Below are 15,108 nucleotides of genomic sequence, written 5' to 3' on the forward strand. Positions count from 1 at the left end.
AAGACCTCCTAAGATTTTATATTCAAAGGTTAAAATTTCGAACTCATATTCACGGTCAGGAATAATACTATTCATACTACCCTAAAGCTTTTATTAAATTCATTATGCTATATTTTATATATTTCAAATAAAAAAACAGCGATTGAACAAGGTTATTATGACGGAGATAATGCTGATGAAGTCTATAATAAATATGATGACATTGAATTCTCAGAATAAATTTAATATAAAATAAACTAGCTACTCATTTAGTTGGCTTTATTTTATATTATCAATACTTTTTGCGAAACCAGATGATTTGTTTTCAAATCCATTCCTTTTATAAAATTTATGTGCGTTATCTCTTTCGGTTCTGTTACCACTATTTAAAGTGATTGCTTTGCATCCTAATTGAGTTGCTAACATTTCTGACTCGTTTAATAAAAGTGTTCAAAAGTGTTCCATAGCCTTTCCCTCTATAATCAGTGTTTATAACAAACGCTAGTAAGCGCATGTATTCTCCATTCTTTTCATAGAACAACATTTTGCACATACCACTCAACTCGATTATCGCATCATCTTTTAATAAAAGTAACAAGTAATAATCTCCATGATTATATATCTTTTTCAAACGATTAAATAAATCTTCTGCTTTTGTCGGATAACCTAATTCTTCATATAAAACTAATAATTCATTTATCTTATTTAAATCTTGTTCTTAAAATAATCTTGTTTTTATAGTCATAATATAACCTACTTATTTATAAAAATTCATATGTGGCTTTTCTTCTTTATAATAATCTAACCTATCTTGCAAAGTACCAGTACGTAATTCTAATTTATGGACGTCCGGATCAGTGAAATATATTGAATTTTTATCTCTTACGTCTCTATTACGCCCTTCTAATATATTCACGTTGTTATCTTTGTACCATTGATACCATTCATCAAATTCACTTTCATCAATTGTAAAAGCCATATGTGTATATGAGTATGCAATTTCATTTCTTGGTATATCTTTTTCTTCATTTAGCGCTAACCATAGACCACCTACAGTAAAATACGCTGTTTTATCACTCTCTACTAAAATATTAGCTTTTAAAATATCTTTATAGAAAGTAATAGATGCCTTAATATCTGATACTGAATAAGTTACGTGATTTATAGATTGAATCATATATTCTCCTAACCCTTAATTAAAATTAAAAAATACTATATATGTTTCATCATATAATTTTGTATGTTTATATACCCTAACTTTTCATAAAACTTTTCTGCTTTGATATTATTTGCCCAATAATCTAATTCGATAAAATCACAATCATTTTTATATGCCACATTATCCAAATATTCCATAGTCAATTTACCAAATCCTTTTCTTTGTAAATTGTTTCTTATACAAATTTGGTCAACAAATAAAGATTTATACCCATATTTAAATGGATTTTCAGACACTGTTTTTATTTGATAAATAATATAACCTACTTCTTTTCCATTATTTAATAGTAACTCTGCGACCATTTCAGTATTATTAATAATAAAATCAAAGAAACTTTCGATATCTTCTTTATTATATGGCTTAAATATTTTTGGGTACTCTTGAAAATGTAAATCTTGAACTTCTTTATTTAAATCAGCTAGAAGTTTAGTATCTTTGGTTAGTTCAATTATAAAACTTATATATCACACCTCATTTTCTTAAAAATATTTTCAATTCACAGAATATTCTAACATAAATGTATATAACAATAACTATCAAATAAAATCAGCGATAAGAATAGATTTATTAATTTAGGTGTGTTTATTTTATCTCCAATATGTCTTTTAAATTCAATACACTCATTCCAGTATCTACATACATGTGTAGTGTTTTTGTATAAACATTTACTTTTTATATGTAACTAACTTTAGTTTTAATATATTTATTATCGAAGTAACGCAATTCAATAGTTGTGTGTTTACACATTTTGAAAATCAATGTGTTATTAAGTTCATTCAATTGATCGTCGTCTAATATCAGTTTTTCAATCATACTTTGGTTTTGTATGTATTGTTCTAGTTGCTCATATTGTTCGGGCATTGTCTTAAACGCTTGCCACTTAAAGATTACACGCCCTTTTGGCATACGTGGATTAAGGTACTCTATAGGGATTTCTCTATAGTCACTTGTATATTTATAGTCATGAGATACATCTGGATTTATTGGTTTCATATTATCACCTCAAAAAAACGGAATCGTTTTACTAGCTTTTATAATATCTTTTGTGAAGAAAAATTGTTTACCTTCTCCTGTGTATGCAGGATTTAAAATCATATTCGCTTTGGCATTGTACAACCACTCTGGATTAATACCAGAATTTAATATTTCTTGAAATTCTTGAAAGTTTTTATTCCAATCTAAATTTGGAATCATATAATCACCTCATGAATATAATAGAACGCTTGTTCATATAAATCAATTTAATATCTATTTTTCTTATAATAAATTATAATTAATCGTTAGATAAATTCAGACAATCAAGGAGAATACATATGGATTACAAAAAAGAAATTGAAAAAATAGGTTGGAATACAAAAGAAGTAGCTAATCGAGTTGAAAGTTTAATCGAAGAAAAAGTAATAGATATAAAAGAAGATGTAACCGAAGATCTATCAGTGGTTGTTGAAAAAGAAAATAATAATCCACTACTCAATGAGTTTTTAAATAAATAAAAAACAGCCTATCTAATCAGATAGGCTAATTTATTACAGTTTGTTAAGCGTTCCACGTCGCTTGATAGTTAAATACCCCAATTTTCTTATTGGAAACAAATTATAGCTATAAAAGTTATATAAATTGTAGTTCATATATCTCTTTATATTCATAAGAATTAAAACTATCAATATGACCTTTTAATACTACTTCTTGTTTCTTTCTACTCACATTGTGATAATATGTTAGCCTAATATTCATATCTGATTCGTAACCATTATTTTGAATAGTATCATCCAATTCATCAAATACAGTTTTATTAATAGGTAACATATAGCTTTCTTTGCTAGGTAACATATTTATATATTTCTTTTGAATTACATTATCTTTACCTAAGATAACTTCAACAGTTATGTGTTTAGCAGCTCCTCCACCAAGGTTATATAACTTTAAATAATCTTCGTGTTCTTCAGAATTTGAAGTCGTATTTCTTAAATTCAAATTTTTATTTTCATCTTTTTCTAAAAGGATTTGATTAAACCCTAGAGCTGGTATAAAACTAATTTTCATTTGATAAAGTTGAACTGATACCGATACAAAATAAAATAACGCCATAATAAAAGTTCCTAGTGATCCAATTGCTGAAATAATATTTATCATATTAAGTCTCCTTTTTAATTTTTAGAAGACAGTAGTAGGAATTTAATCATAACATTTAATTTGATATTTTTGTAGATTTTTTAACATTTCGTACTACCTACGTATAAAATCATCAAATAACCACCCAGTGACATGTGTGGGTGGTGGATATAAAAAGATATTTGAGAAAAGGCTAGCGATTCACATGTAAATACATTATACCATAAAAAAAATAGGGCGAGCACATAAGTGCCTGTGCTCTAATGATTTTATATTAATTTTTACTTCCCCTCTATAATACTACATAAAATAATAAATCTAGGAATTGCTGCAAAAATTCTTTTTTTGATTGGATTTTAAACAAACATATATTTGTGCATTTTAATATCCCAATCGTTTTTTTAATAAATAAACATTACATTCAAGAATAAAAATACAACATTTAGGAATTATAACATTTTATTTTTAGAATATTATGACAAATTATTTATAAAAATATTTGGAGGGATTTACTTGGATGAAATTTTAGAAGATATTAAAAAAAGTGCTTGGAACTTTATTACACTGATTATTTCAGTCTTTTTATTTTTTACTTTGAAATCTACTGCTGATTCATTTGTTTCTCAATATGGTGCAAAAGTAAAAATTAAAAATTTATTTGTTGACGGTTATCTTAGTGGAACTTTAAGCATCTTAGGTCTTATTTTTATTACTTTAGTATTACTATGTGCCACTATTTTTTTCTCATATTTGATATTAAAGGGCGATTTTTCACTTACGGCGATTTTTCAAATATTAATTTCTATTGGTTTTATCATTGCAACATTATCTTTAAGCTCTGTACCATTTATTGGTACTTTGATTATGCTAATAATAATCACTATATTCATTTACTTCATAATTAATGAAAGATAGTAACTTAAAAAGGGCTTTAAAATAGCCCTTTTTTCATTCCAACTTATCCAACAACGCATTAAACATCTGCCTAACTCGTTGTGCCTGCACATCAAATATACTTCCTATCTTTTCATAACTAACGCCTTTACAAAGTAGTAGGAACAAACAAAACTCTTTATCCGTCCCTACTCTTTCTACTATAGTTTCTAATTCATTGAAAAATATCGCGTCTTCAAAATTGTTATTATCTATTACATTATTTACTGGCTAATCACTCACATTAAAGAAGTCATCTATACCAACATCTTCATCACGTATATCGTTATTCTCTATTGTCTTGTGGTAGTTTAATATAAATTCTTTAACAGTAGCTTTATCATACTTCATATATATTCTACTGCCTTTGCAACACGCTTTAATATTACCTCTCTAACATGTCTTAATGTTAACTCACTAACACCTATTACATCGGCAATCACTTCATCTGTATACTTCTTATCATCCCACCATGTGAGCTTTATAACCTGCTGTATTTTAACTTCACTTTCGTTATACACCTTTGTAATGCCTTTCACAATTGATTATAGGTTCATATATTGTAATTCATCCATGTCGCTAGGCTTATGCTTATAAGTATCAACCATACTATGATAGTTGCGCATGTATCATTCTAAAATTGGATAATCTTCTTTACTTAAACTTTTGATCACACGACCAACTCCTCACGCTCATTATTTAGCGATTCTTTAACTTCTACTACAAAGTTTTGATATAACTATAAAGTATCATGATCTAGGTCGTAATGTTGCATTGTTAGTAGGCAACTTTGAAATTGAAATACAAAAACGTTTAAATTATTGGACGTTAGAGCAATTTAATCAATTCTATGGTATATTACCTACAATACAACAAAAACTGTTCTTCAAATTGTTATTTTATAGTGGCGCACGTAAGGGCGAGATTAGAGCACTCACATGGGAAGATATAAACTTTGACGATGATTATATCCATATAAACAAAACGGACTATCACGGTAAAGTGACAGCTTCAATAGTAATTGGCATAGTCTTTACTATAATTGCTATATCAAGAGATCGTTACTTAAAAGTCACTGAAATTAATCAGTTATTTGCTGTTGGAAAAATTATCAATTTATTAGTAGTCCTTTTCATTAGCACTATTTTAATTTTGTTAATTTCACTTGAATTAGCTGACCATTATAATATTAACCCAACAAAAATAATAGCTAATCCAAAAGATCGCTATACCTATGTTACAGTTGTTACTTCAATAATTCTAATTATTTTAATAATATATATAAGCTTGACAATGGGTGATTTGAAAAGCAAATCTAATTATTTTGTTAATAATTATTTTAATACTAATAGAAATCTCTATATATTACAACGGTATAAAGACAAATATATATGTTCTTATGATTCTCCCAAAAGCTATAATCGTGTTTTAATAAATATCAATGATTTAGATGGAATTGAACTTGAATATTATTCCAAAAACAATACAAGTAAATTTGATTTAATGAACCTTTTTAAGTTAAAAAATCAAAAACTAGCTTTATCACTATTAATAACAGCTTTACTTTTCATTACCATTTTAAGTTTAATTATAATATTTTTAATTTTTTTATTAAATTACTTACTAGACTTTGGTTCAAACTCCTTAATAACTTTTTCAATATCTTTTTCTATAACTATTTTAATAATTAATGTAGTAATAGTAATAAGCAATATCAAAAAAACAATTAAACATTTTCAATAAATGATATGCAAAACTAGCACCCCTTATTTTAGGGTGTTTTTTATTTGTTGTGTATTATCTGTGCACTTTCTATGCAACAAAAATAAAAAGCCTACAACCACAAGGGTTGCAGACTATATAGTGGAGACGGCGGGAGTTCATTATACCGTTTATCTATACATTTAAAAATCGTTACAAGTATTGTCATATCAATGTTTACATTGCCTTACTAGCTTAGTGTAAAATGTTAAAATTGCAAAAACAACAACAATTTGTGGCAACATATACGTATTCATTCCCGTATGCGTGAGATTTCTATTTTACATTAATTTTTATCCAAGTTCTGAGTCAGTTTTATTGTTGCATTTTTTACGTGACTTTCCATTTTAATAATTTTTTCATTAGCTATATTTAATGTTTTATTATATTCTTCGTAATCTTCATCTAATTCTTTATATCCATTTTCGTTAGTATTTACTAATTGTCCTGTATTATCATAAGATAAAATAAGTAGTTGTGTTGGTGGTTTCAAATTATCAATTATTTCTTCATCTAATCCGACGTACATATTACACATTTGAATATGTAAATATATTTCTAAAAGTTCACTATAATAGTCATAGAAAGTTTCTAATTCTTTTTCACTCGACGTATCCTCTTTCAATTCAAGTACTTTACAAATATTATCAGTAATATCTTTTTTTATATCTTTTCTTATGTTCTCTACTTTTATTAAATATTTCAATAAATCTTCTGAATAATTTATTAAAAGTTGTTGGTTAGAGAGTTTTATAGCATCTTGCCCAGATATTTTTGCACCTAAATATGCACCGCCAAATGTAGCAAAAACAGCTGCGAGAGAAATACAAACTTTAATTATTTCTAAATCTTTTTTATCAAAGAAACCTAAAATATATAATAAAATTGTTATCCCTATTCCACCGATTGCACCTAATAGAATGTACCATATGTTTTTCAAAATCCATACTTGTATTTTCTCGCGACTCATTAACTTCACCTACTAAATATAATTTCACTTTTAAAGTATCTATATTATCTTAAAAAATGCAAGTTAAATATTAATTTTGATTTATATCTTTAAAAAGCTGTTACTCGTTTTTGAGTAATAGCTTTTGTTACATAGCTCATCATACATTAAATAACTTAATATATAGTTCTGACATTCGCTCTGTGCTGCATTGAGAAGTGAGTATGCTTATAACTGTACGCTTGATTGTTGATATTCGCTTTTTAAGATACCCATATGAATATCAGTTTCATATTTTCCATTAATATAAGCTCCTTCTCTTTCTTCACCCTCAACTTTAAACCCCACATTTTCATATGATTTAATAGCTCTTTTATTATACGCAAGTACCTTCAAATATATTCTATGAAGTTTTAATTCAGAAAAACCGAAATTCAATATTGCATTTGAAACCTTTGTTCCAATTCCTTTATTCCAATATTTTGGATTGAATATACCAATCGCAAACTTTGCTTTATGATTTTCATCGTCTATGGTTAATCTAACTTGTCCAATAAACTTTCCTTCATATTCAACAGCCCATTCATAAGGGTTAGTCTTTATCTCATTAACTAATAACTTTGCTTTATCCAATGACTTTTCTTTATTTACATTCATTTCAGAACCATACATTTTCAATAATTCTTCATCAAATGGAATCTCAACATATTCTTTTGCGTCTCCATCTAACGCATCTCTTAACTTTATATTGTCATTCACGAATATTGTCTGTTTCATCTACTTCATCCTATTCATAAAATTTCATATGTGGTTTTTCTTCTTTATAATAGTCTAACCTACCTTGTAATGTACCTGTATGTAGCTCAAACTTATGGCCATCTGGATCAGTGAAGTATATTGATTTTTTATCTCTTACGTCTCTAGTACGTCCTTCTAATATATTCACATTGTTATCATTTAACCACTGATACCATTCTTCAAATTCACTTTCATCAATTGTAAAAGCCATATGTGTATATGAGTATCGGATTTCATTTCTAGGTATATCTTTTTCTTCGTTAAGCGCTAGCCACAGGCCCCCTAATATGAAATACGCTGTTTTGTCACTTTCCACTAAAATTTTTGCCTTTAAAATGTCTTTATAAAAATTAATCGACTTACTAATATCTGATACTGAATAAGTAACGTGATTTATAGATTGAATCATATATACGCTCCTAAATAGATTAATTTACAAAATATTCTAACATACATCCATGTAAAAAGACCCACTATTTAAAATTATTGCAACGTTTTTAACTGATAGTGCTACATAATTTTTTATCAAAATGTAATATAAGTATATTCATAAATACTATTTTTAATCATAACTTTTTGTTATCACCATAAATTTTTATGTATAGTACAATTAAGTTAACAATTTATTTTTTAGGGGTGTGTAAATGAAAGAGATATTATTTTTATTATTAGCAAGTTTCTTAGTGTTAACTGCATGTGGTCAAGAAGAAAGCAAGTCGGAAGATAAGAAAGAAACAAAGTCATCTGAAAAAGATGATAAAAAATCAAATGACGATAAAAAGTCTAATGACAACAAGAAAACTGATGATGAAAAATCAACATCTAATGAACAAGTAGCAACAGAAGATGAAACTACTCAAACACAAGAGCAAGTTAACACACAAGAACAACAACCTGTTCAATCACAGAAACAAACACCTACACAACAAGAGCCTACTGACCAAGAGAAAATGGAAGCTAATGCAAAAGTTGCGAAAGAACACGGATTTACAGGTATTCCTAATGGCGATGTTGGCATGTTAGATGAAAATCAATCCCCAGACGACGATTCAGAACAAATTTATGATTATGAAAATAACGGAGTACAACGTACACCTAGTGAACAAAAAGCACATGAAGATTGGGTTAATGGGCAAGATGAGTGGATGAAAGCTAGTGAATCTGAAAGAGAAGAAATAAGAAAAGCTGATGCAGAAAAGTATGGATATGAATATGATCCAAGTGATTATGAAGAATAGTAATACAAATGCACCTCATGTCATTATATATTTTCATAAGCCAACCCACTTATTCATTTAGGTGGGCTTTTCCATATTGGTATAGTTTTTCAGCATTCTTTAATGATAGATTGTCTAAATCACGTTTCCCGTTTCTTAAAGTAGAAATTATAGCTTGATTTATAAGTGTGTTCTTATATATTTGATAACCAGTTATGTCACTTTCAATTAGTTTTTTGATTACCTGTTTGTATTCACTCATAATTATCACGCTCGTTTTTTTATTTAAATAGTGGAAGGTTAAGATAGCTAGTTTCCGCTAGCTAAAATCATTATATACTATTTATTTTTTGTGAAAAAATTTATGTTAAGTAAGTTTACATAAAAATAACAGTCTGCGGGGACAGACTGTTAAAAATATATCATTTTACAAAAGGTGAATTGCGCTAGTTTTTCACTAGCTAATTTTAATATACAATAATAAGATTAATTAAAAAAATCTATGTCAACTTTAATAACAAAAACACCCACCAATTAAGGTGGGTTTAGTTATCAATTCGAGTGAACTTCCTCTGAATAATTAGGATATTTTCACTTTATATATTATTCACCTATTTTATTACCTACTTCTCTAATAAGAGAATATAGAATTAAGGTAAGCAAGTAGCTAGCAACAATTAATAAAGTTAGCCATAGAGTAAAAACAAATTGATTAATTTTATAATCAATTAATAGCAAAAAATATAGTACTAAAGTTGACAAAGTAACAATTAAGAACATAAAACTATTAATTAAAATATCCTCTAAAATTCTATATTCCATATCAAATTCCTTAAAAAACTTAATTCCTTTATTTAGTACTGGTATTAAACTTACTGAAAAGAATAGAAAAGCGGTTGTAAATGAAGAAAAAGAAATTATAGATTCTAGATAACTAGAATAATCTTTGTTTTCAATTAATTGATTAACATTTATTAAATTAATCTTCTGTACAACGAATAAAATAATAAATACGATTATAAAATATACAATTATTTTTCTATTTCTTTTCAACATTAAAACGCCCCCTTTTTGTTATTCTTTTATATCTAATTTGATGATCTCAAAACTCTCTTTATAAGATTTTTTTATGGAATCTATCATTGATTGTACTAGCAATTTTCCAGAATTACTTAATTGTACGTTATTATCAATATAATTCAAATGATTTTTAACTAGGTCAATTATTTGTTTATCCCCATTATTTTCACCGGTAACAATCATTTTCTCAACTTTTGTATCTTTAGGTTTAAATTTATTTTTAATAAATTTCACAGCTTCATCTATATTCATTTCATTAGATTTGTATGTTAAATACATTGTATCCGCATTCAATTTTTCTATTGTCTTTCTCGTTTTCTTTGTAGAAACATTAGCATTATTCAATTTACTTGTGTCAACTATTCTAGAAATCCTCATTTCTATATCCTTAATCAAATCAATATGCTTGATATTATTTATATTAGTATTATTGATTGCTATAAATAATTTAGCTCCTTGCTTTTTAACATTTTTATATAAAAATTGAATAAGATTATTGCCAGAAACTCCCCCTTTATTACTAGGAATAATAACAATTCCAGTAGAAGGACAAAATAAAACAACTGTCTCTTGTGTCAATCCTTGTGTGGGTTTATCACCATATTCACTTCTTCCATCTAAAACATTATCATCCGTATCATTAACAACTGCTAATTTACTTGTGTCAGTTTTAGATAGGCAAAAAACCCAAACTTCATTATTCTCATATTCAAACTTTTCTATATAATTAAATCCAATATAAAGATTTTTATTACATTTTACGAACTCATGTTTCTCTTTTTTTATATGTTTTTCTAGAGTCTCCTCTAAAAACTTTACTAACCTACTATAATCTTGATCTATTTTATTTTGTCGTTCATATTTCAATACATAAAAATCAAATTTTTTACTAACTGTTTTAACCATTCCCCTTACCTCTTTCTGTGTGTAGTAATTTCAATTATACATTACATATCACATAACAGAAATAGAGATTATAAAAAATGCAACCAGCATCGGGAATTAGACACTGATTGCTACTACACATGTCTATTATACCATATAATTAGTATCAAGTATTTATGAAAATATTATTACTCCAACTTATCCAACAATCTATTCAACATTTGCTTAGCTCTTGCTTCTTTGACACCAAATATATTTCCAGCCTTTTCAAAGCTTACACCATTACATATTAGTAAAAATAAATTATGTTCTTTCTCAGTTGCTACACTTTCTATAACAGCTTCTAATTCATTATAAAATATACTTTCTTCAACATTATTATCTATATCATGAGTTTCTGCTTGATCATTCACATTAAAAAAATCATCTATATCAATATCTTCATTATATGCATCACTATTATTTATTGTTTTGTGATAGTTCAATATAAATTCTTTCACTGTTGCTTTATCATAACTCATACATAATCAACTGCCTTTGCCACACGTTTCAGTATGACCTCTCTAGCATGTCTTAAAGTGTATTCTGTGATACCTATAACACTCGCTATCACTTCATCTGTATACTTCTTATCTTCCCACCATGTGAGTTTAATAATCTGCTGCACTTTAACTTCACTATCGTTATATACTTCTGTAATACCCTTTACAATCGATTCTAGGTTCATATATTTTAGGTTGTCCATATCACTAGGTTTATTCTTATAAGTACCTACCATACTATGATAATTACGCATGTATTTTTCTAATATTGGATAATCTACTTTATCTAATCCCCTAATCACACAACCAACTCCTCACGCTCATTATTTAGGCTTTTTTTCACTTCTACTACAAAGTTTTGATATATAACTTCATTCTCTTTTTCACGCTGTTCATTGCGTTCTATACGTTTATTGTGATGTATCTTATATAAATCTTCCTGTAACTTATCAATTGTCTTATAAGGCTTGTTACTGCCATTAGATTTGAAGTATCTCATCACTTCTTTTTGTTCCTTAGGTGTGTAGTTACTGATAAGTTTCTTCAATAAATTGAGTTTCTTGGTACTATTAATTTTAAAACGATTCAATTCATCTTTTTGGTCAGTTATCCATATAACTAATTTATCTAATGGATATGAAACTGTAATAACACCAGCGATTTCATCACACACTGTATGAGATGTATTAAGATGATACATTGCATTGATTTGTTCCTGTATTGCTCGAATCTTACTATTAATGAATTGTGGATTGTAATTAGTTAGCAACTCATATTCAGTAATTTTCATTTCTTCTTTATACCACAAAACTGATTTACAACGTTTTAATATCATTGTAACCCTCCTAGACACTTATAATGAAACAAGTTTATTTATTAGTCGTCATCATCCATACCGAATATATCAAAAACTGATTTTCCAGTTACCTTTTCTTTTGAAGGATCTAGTATTTTCAACCTAGACTCAACAGTTAATCCCAACTTAGGCGCAATACTATTTAATTGTGATAGTGAATCCCTTTTAATGGCGTGATTCTGATTAAGTTTCGTGCCACGTTCCGTTTCTATAATTGCATTTTCATTTTTCATTCGTATAGTTGCATTGATATAGTCCGAATATGCTGTGCAATATGCTGATACAAGCGCTAAATCTAAACTTGCTATTGGTAATTCTTCTAGTAACGGGAATATTCTATGCCATTCATTTGTAGCTGTATCATCTAACCATTCTGGTGGTTCTGCTGGTAGTTTTGTTAATTGCTGTAATGCTTCTTCTGTAGCTTGTTTATTTTCTTGTGCTTCTGTAGTTAATCTACTCTTTTGCTGTGACAATAATTTTCTTTGAGCCATTCAATTTCCCCTTTTCTAAATGATTTTCTCACTATGTAAAGCTACTTTTCTTTACACATTTTCAACTTTCATTTTCAACATTCGGTTAAGATTAAGTATCGATCGATTACAGAAATTAAAAAATATAGTGGGCGCCTAATAGATGCCTCCCTTTTTTAAATTGATGCTGTTCAACTGGTAATAGCTGCACTAAAATGACATGCATTTACTATTTATAACGCTTTTATCACACTGTTGTTACATGTTCTAAAACAAGCTCTAAATGACTTGTATGAAGTATGATTTTCAAGTGTTTTATCATCTTATTCATCATGTAACTTGCTATTTATTATGATTCTATTTAGATCTACAATTAGCCACATTATATGATTATTTCAACTTCTGAACACCTCATTATTATCGAACGATTTATAACCATTGTATTAGCAAACTGTTTGCTATAAAGCTATTAACACTATTTAGCATTTAACCTATGAATTAGTATGAAGATACTTCTTGTATTCATGTTCAAGTTAAATGTTTATTTATAATTGTTTATTAATTTTTATTTTTATAATTTATTTTAATTTTAACTTCAAACGAAAGAACAAAAACATTTTGTAATCATCTAAGTTTGTTCATCAAAGTTATTTTACTTAATCAATCTTCTATTGTTATTGTAAAAGGATTTAATATGATCTAATCATTTAGTTAAATACAATTACTAATCTCAATATCATTATTGAACTAATTATTTATTCTTTAATCATCATTGAATCAATCTGTGGTTCATCATTCAATACAACTTATAACTTATAATATTCTCTAACTTGAATACTTCTATTATTAATATCACAACAATTTATAATCTTTCTCTTGCTTTAACAATGTTCAATATCAATCTATTAATCACACATCAATCATAAGTTATATATGAAGAATGAATGATCTATTGAATATATAAGTATGCACAAACTCTTTATATTAAAATAGCCACCACCACAAGTACAAGAGCAGGACAAGTGATGATGGCGTATAAGGAAACGTGCAATTTACAAGAACAAGCTATTAATAAATTGTTACCAGAAGAATTAACTGAATGATTTATAAAGCATTCAATGGTAGATTTCTACCTACTTACATTATACTACATAAATAATATTATAACAATACTATTTTATAAGTAATTTATTTTGTATTAACAGATATTAATTCTATCTTATCAATGTTCCCTATCGTTGTATTATCCATCCCTATTTTACTTGCATAGCTTTGTACTGATACAGATTTCTTATTCTTGGCTATATTTACTAATTCTTGTAATCCTTCGCCTTTATCTTCAACCTTATCTACCTGAATACCAAAGCCAATATATTCTTCATTAATAACAGTAAGCACGCCCTTATCTTTACTATTAGCAACAAATGAATTCTCATTGTTGTTTATCACAATATTGATACCATCAGTATCTTTAAAGTTTTTAAACACTCTTCTAGTTAGAGAACCTTTTTTATAATTAATATCCGAACTAGCCACGCCATCAACGGTAGCAATTCCAACTTGTGTATTTGAATATAATGGTTTTAAAATAATAGTGTTTTTCTTTTCATCAAAGCCTAAAGCATAATCTTGTTTTATTGGACTTAATACTGTGTAACTCATTTTATATTCCCCCTCTTACCATTTATGATTTCCGTTATTGTATTCTGAATCAGCACGACCATTTATATTAAATAACTTTTCCTTAAAACTATTGGATAATGTAGTTGGGTCAGTATTCGTTCTAAATGGATCATCAACTAAACTTGTATTACGCTGTAAACTCAATCTCCATTGGTCTGGATTGTTGATAGCATTATTCATATAATTACGTCTTGATGCTCTTCGTATAGCTTCTACTTTATTAGCTGCAATCTTCTCATATACTTCATATACATCATTTAATTTTTCATTGAACTCTTGTATTAGTTTACTGTTATTATCTTTTAATTCTTTTATCTCTTTATCATATGCAACATTAAATGATTTTATATCTTCATCTAATAATTTATGATTGTCATCTTCACTTTGCTCATATAATTCTACAATTGAATTTTCCAGTTTTTCTTGTTCCTTTTTAAGCGATACAATCATAGCGTAATCATTTTCATTTTTATAATGTGACATCTTAAAATCAAATTCTTTTAATTTGTCAGTGACTTTGCTTTTTTCTAAAGCCACATGTTTTTTATTTTCTACCTTTGGTTCAATTACCTTATTGAATACTTCGATTGATTTTTCATTTACTTTAGCCATTTAAAAAAC

At 27.4% G+C, this 15,108-nt stretch carries 20 protein-coding genes and 2 pseudogenes; 4 read left to right on the top strand and 18 right to left on the bottom strand.

What is annotated here, in order from left to right; all coding sequences use genetic code 11:
- Window positions 1-258: 258 nt before the first annotated feature.
- The 5 genes and pseudogenes from ACM6UH_RS10615 to ACM6UH_RS10635 all read right to left on the bottom strand — a co-directional run bounded on the left by ACM6UH_RS10615 (window position 259) and on the right by ACM6UH_RS10635 (window position 2,392).
- Window positions 259-679, bottom strand: a pseudogene (locus tag ACM6UH_RS10615) (GNAT family N-acetyltransferase).
- Between the two features lie 57 nt (window positions 680-736).
- Window positions 737-1,156, bottom strand: coding sequence for a FosB/FosD family fosfomycin resistance bacillithiol transferase (gene fosB, locus ACM6UH_RS10620; RefSeq protein ID WP_048787524.1), 420 nt, complete (start codon window positions 1,154-1,156; stop codon window positions 737-739).
- Window positions 1,157-1,191: 35 nt separating this feature from the next.
- Entirely contained in the window at window positions 1,192-1,659 is a 468-nt protein-coding gene (locus ACM6UH_RS10625) for a GNAT family N-acetyltransferase (RefSeq protein ID WP_080983410.1), read from the bottom strand.
- 211 nt (window positions 1,660-1,870) lie between these two features.
- Window positions 1,871-2,191, bottom strand: a complete 321-nt coding sequence (locus ACM6UH_RS10630; RefSeq protein ID WP_225791496.1) for a YolD-like family protein — start codon at window positions 2,189-2,191, stop codon at window positions 1,871-1,873.
- Window positions 2,192-2,200: 9 nt separating this feature from the next.
- Window positions 2,201-2,392: a hypothetical protein gene (locus tag ACM6UH_RS10635; protein WP_002455580.1), complete on the bottom strand. Its 192-nt coding sequence runs from the start codon at window positions 2,390-2,392 to the stop codon at window positions 2,201-2,203.
- Window positions 2,393-2,511: 119 nt separating this feature from the next.
- On the opposite strand from ACM6UH_RS10635, the gene ACM6UH_RS10640 reads away from it, so the two are divergent.
- Complete coding sequence (locus ACM6UH_RS10640) at window positions 2,512-2,691, top strand: hypothetical protein (protein ID WP_047502606.1); 180 nt, start codon at window positions 2,512-2,514, stop codon at window positions 2,689-2,691.
- A gap of 115 nt (window positions 2,692-2,806) precedes the next feature.
- On the opposite strand, the gene ACM6UH_RS10645 is transcribed toward ACM6UH_RS10640, so the two are convergent.
- Entirely contained in the window at window positions 2,807-3,331 is a 525-nt protein-coding gene (locus ACM6UH_RS10645) for a hypothetical protein (protein WP_048787446.1), read from the bottom strand.
- 492 nt (window positions 3,332-3,823) lie between these two features.
- Here ACM6UH_RS10645 and ACM6UH_RS10650 point away from each other — a divergent pair, with 492 nt between their 5' ends.
- Together ACM6UH_RS10650 and ACM6UH_RS10655 are read left to right on the top strand one after the other, a co-directional pair.
- Complete coding sequence (locus tag ACM6UH_RS10650) at window positions 3,824-4,225, top strand: hypothetical protein (protein ID WP_047502612.1); 402 nt, start codon at window positions 3,824-3,826, stop codon at window positions 4,223-4,225.
- 762 nt (window positions 4,226-4,987) lie between these two features.
- A pseudogene (locus ACM6UH_RS10655) lies at window positions 4,988-5,986 on the top strand (tyrosine-type recombinase/integrase); the annotation flags it as partial.
- A 304-nt stretch (window positions 5,987-6,290) separates the two neighbouring features.
- Here ACM6UH_RS10655 and ACM6UH_RS10660 read toward each other — a convergent pair.
- The 3 genes from ACM6UH_RS10660 to fosB (ACM6UH_RS10670) all read right to left on the bottom strand — a co-directional run bounded on the left by ACM6UH_RS10660 (window position 6,291) and on the right by fosB (ACM6UH_RS10670) (window position 8,160).
- Window positions 6,291-6,974 (bottom strand): hypothetical protein, encoded by a 684-nt coding sequence (locus ACM6UH_RS10660; RefSeq protein ID WP_432720394.1) that lies wholly within the window; start codon window positions 6,972-6,974, stop codon window positions 6,291-6,293.
- Window positions 6,975-7,181: 207 nt separating this feature from the next.
- A complete protein-coding gene (locus tag ACM6UH_RS10665) occupies window positions 7,182-7,730 on the bottom strand; it encodes a GNAT family N-acetyltransferase (RefSeq protein ID WP_340095039.1) in 549 nt (182 codons plus the stop codon).
- A gap of 10 nt (window positions 7,731-7,740) precedes the next feature.
- The gene (fosB, locus tag ACM6UH_RS10670) at window positions 7,741-8,160 is read right to left on the bottom strand and encodes a FosB/FosD family fosfomycin resistance bacillithiol transferase (RefSeq protein WP_433911957.1); all 420 of its coding nucleotides are present in this window, start codon (window positions 8,158-8,160) and stop codon (window positions 7,741-7,743) included.
- A 235-nt stretch (window positions 8,161-8,395) separates the two neighbouring features.
- Between fosB (ACM6UH_RS10670) and ACM6UH_RS10675 the strand changes: the two genes are divergently transcribed.
- Window positions 8,396-8,989 carry a hypothetical protein gene (locus tag ACM6UH_RS10675; protein WP_433911958.1) on the top strand — a complete coding sequence of 198 codons (594 nt, stop codon included), beginning with the start codon at window positions 8,396-8,398 and terminating at the stop codon, window positions 8,987-8,989.
- 49 nt (window positions 8,990-9,038) lie between these two features.
- Here the strand turns inward: ACM6UH_RS10675 and ACM6UH_RS10680 are convergent, their stop codons facing one another.
- The 9 genes from ACM6UH_RS10680 to ACM6UH_RS10720 form a co-directional block, all read right to left on the bottom strand.
- Complete coding sequence (locus tag ACM6UH_RS10680) at window positions 9,039-9,230, bottom strand: hypothetical protein (RefSeq protein ID WP_041079936.1); 192 nt, start codon at window positions 9,228-9,230, stop codon at window positions 9,039-9,041.
- Window positions 9,231-9,571: 341 nt separating this feature from the next.
- Complete coding sequence (locus ACM6UH_RS10685; protein ID WP_107554179.1) at window positions 9,572-10,024, bottom strand: hypothetical protein; 453 nt, start codon at window positions 10,022-10,024, stop codon at window positions 9,572-9,574.
- Window positions 10,025-10,042: 18 nt separating this feature from the next.
- On the bottom strand, window positions 10,043-10,954 hold the full coding sequence (locus ACM6UH_RS10690; RefSeq protein ID WP_194379325.1) for a hypothetical protein: 912 nt from the start codon (window positions 10,952-10,954) through the stop codon (window positions 10,043-10,045).
- 167 nt (window positions 10,955-11,121) lie between these two features.
- Entirely contained in the window at window positions 11,122-11,454 is a 333-nt protein-coding gene (locus ACM6UH_RS10695) for a sigma-70 family RNA polymerase sigma factor (protein WP_041079932.1), read from the bottom strand.
- Window positions 11,451-11,729, bottom strand: a complete 279-nt coding sequence (locus ACM6UH_RS10700; protein ID WP_427147564.1) for a hypothetical protein — start codon at window positions 11,727-11,729, stop codon at window positions 11,451-11,453. Before ACM6UH_RS10700 ends, ACM6UH_RS10695 begins: the two co-directional genes overlap by 4 nt.
- A gap of 44 nt (window positions 11,730-11,773) precedes the next feature.
- Complete coding sequence (locus tag ACM6UH_RS10705) at window positions 11,774-12,310, bottom strand: pathogenicity island protein (protein WP_433911959.1); 537 nt, start codon at window positions 12,308-12,310, stop codon at window positions 11,774-11,776.
- A 41-nt stretch (window positions 12,311-12,351) separates the two neighbouring features.
- Window positions 12,352-12,825 (bottom strand): phage terminase small subunit P27 family, encoded by a 474-nt coding sequence (locus tag ACM6UH_RS10710; protein WP_069793640.1) that lies wholly within the window; start codon window positions 12,823-12,825, stop codon window positions 12,352-12,354.
- Between the two features lie 1,167 nt (window positions 12,826-13,992).
- A complete protein-coding gene (locus ACM6UH_RS10715; protein ID WP_433911960.1) occupies window positions 13,993-14,466 on the bottom strand; it encodes a hypothetical protein in 474 nt (157 codons plus the stop codon).
- Window positions 14,467-14,481: 15 nt separating this feature from the next.
- Window positions 14,482-15,099, bottom strand: coding sequence for a hypothetical protein (locus ACM6UH_RS10720; RefSeq protein WP_433911961.1), 618 nt, complete (start codon window positions 15,097-15,099; stop codon window positions 14,482-14,484).
- Window positions 15,100-15,108: the final 9 nt, after the last annotated feature.

The sequence above is a fragment of the Staphylococcus sp. LKG4-2 genome (genome assembly GCF_050955665.1).
GTDB classification, from domain to species: domain Bacteria; phylum Bacillota; class Bacilli; order Staphylococcales; family Staphylococcaceae; genus Staphylococcus; species Staphylococcus saprophyticus.

Excerpts from the sequence above, each read along its gene's own strand:
- fosB (WP_048787524.1), bottom strand. The coding sequence starts at position 1,156 with ATGATTCAATCTATAAATCACGTAACTTATTCAGTATCAGATATTAAG.
- ACM6UH_RS10630 (WP_225791496.1), bottom strand. The coding sequence starts at position 2,191 with ATGAAACCAATAAATCCAGATGTATCTCATGACTATAAATATACAAGT.
- ACM6UH_RS10635 (WP_002455580.1), bottom strand. The coding sequence starts at position 2,392 with ATGATTCCAAATTTAGATTGGAATAAAAACTTTCAAGAATTTCAAGAA.
- ACM6UH_RS10640 (WP_047502606.1), top strand. The coding sequence starts at position 2,512 with ATGGATTACAAAAAAGAAATTGAAAAAATAGGTTGGAATACAAAAGAA.
- ACM6UH_RS10645 (WP_048787446.1), bottom strand. The coding sequence starts at position 3,331 with ATGATAAATATTATTTCAGCAATTGGATCACTAGGAACTTTTATTATG.
- ACM6UH_RS10660 (WP_432720394.1), bottom strand. The coding sequence starts at position 6,974 with ATGAGTCGCGAGAAAATACAAGTATGGATTTTGAAAAACATATGGTAC.
- ACM6UH_RS10665 (WP_340095039.1), bottom strand. The coding sequence starts at position 7,730 with ATGAAACAGACAATATTCGTGAATGACAATATAAAGTTAAGAGATGCG.
- fosB (WP_433911957.1), bottom strand. The coding sequence starts at position 8,160 with ATGATTCAATCTATAAATCACGTTACTTATTCAGTATCAGATATTAGT.
- ACM6UH_RS10675 (WP_433911958.1), top strand. The coding sequence starts at position 8,396 with ATGAAAGAGATATTATTTTTATTATTAGCAAGTTTCTTAGTGTTAACT.
- ACM6UH_RS10680 (WP_041079936.1), bottom strand. The coding sequence starts at position 9,230 with ATGAGTGAATACAAACAGGTAATCAAAAAACTAATTGAAAGTGACATA.
- ACM6UH_RS10685 (WP_107554179.1), bottom strand. The coding sequence starts at position 10,024 with ATGTTGAAAAGAAATAGAAAAATAATTGTATATTTTATAATCGTATTT.
- ACM6UH_RS10690 (WP_194379325.1), bottom strand. The coding sequence starts at position 10,954 with ATGGTTAAAACAGTTAGTAAAAAATTTGATTTTTATGTATTGAAATAT.
- ACM6UH_RS10695 (WP_041079932.1), bottom strand. The coding sequence starts at position 11,454 with ATGAGTTATGATAAAGCAACAGTGAAAGAATTTATATTGAACTATCAC.
- ACM6UH_RS10700 (WP_427147564.1), bottom strand. The coding sequence starts at position 11,729 with ATGCGTAATTATCATAGTATGGTAGGTACTTATAAGAATAAACCTAGT.
- ACM6UH_RS10705 (WP_433911959.1), bottom strand. The coding sequence starts at position 12,310 with ATGATATTAAAACGTTGTAAATCAGTTTTGTGGTATAAAGAAGAAATG.
- ACM6UH_RS10710 (WP_069793640.1), bottom strand. The coding sequence starts at position 12,825 with ATGGCTCAAAGAAAATTATTGTCACAGCAAAAGAGTAGATTAACTACA.
- ACM6UH_RS10715 (WP_433911960.1), bottom strand. The coding sequence starts at position 14,466 with ATGAGTTACACAGTATTAAGTCCAATAAAACAAGATTATGCTTTAGGC.
- ACM6UH_RS10720 (WP_433911961.1), bottom strand. The coding sequence starts at position 15,099 with ATGGCTAAAGTAAATGAAAAATCAATCGAAGTATTCAATAAGGTAATT.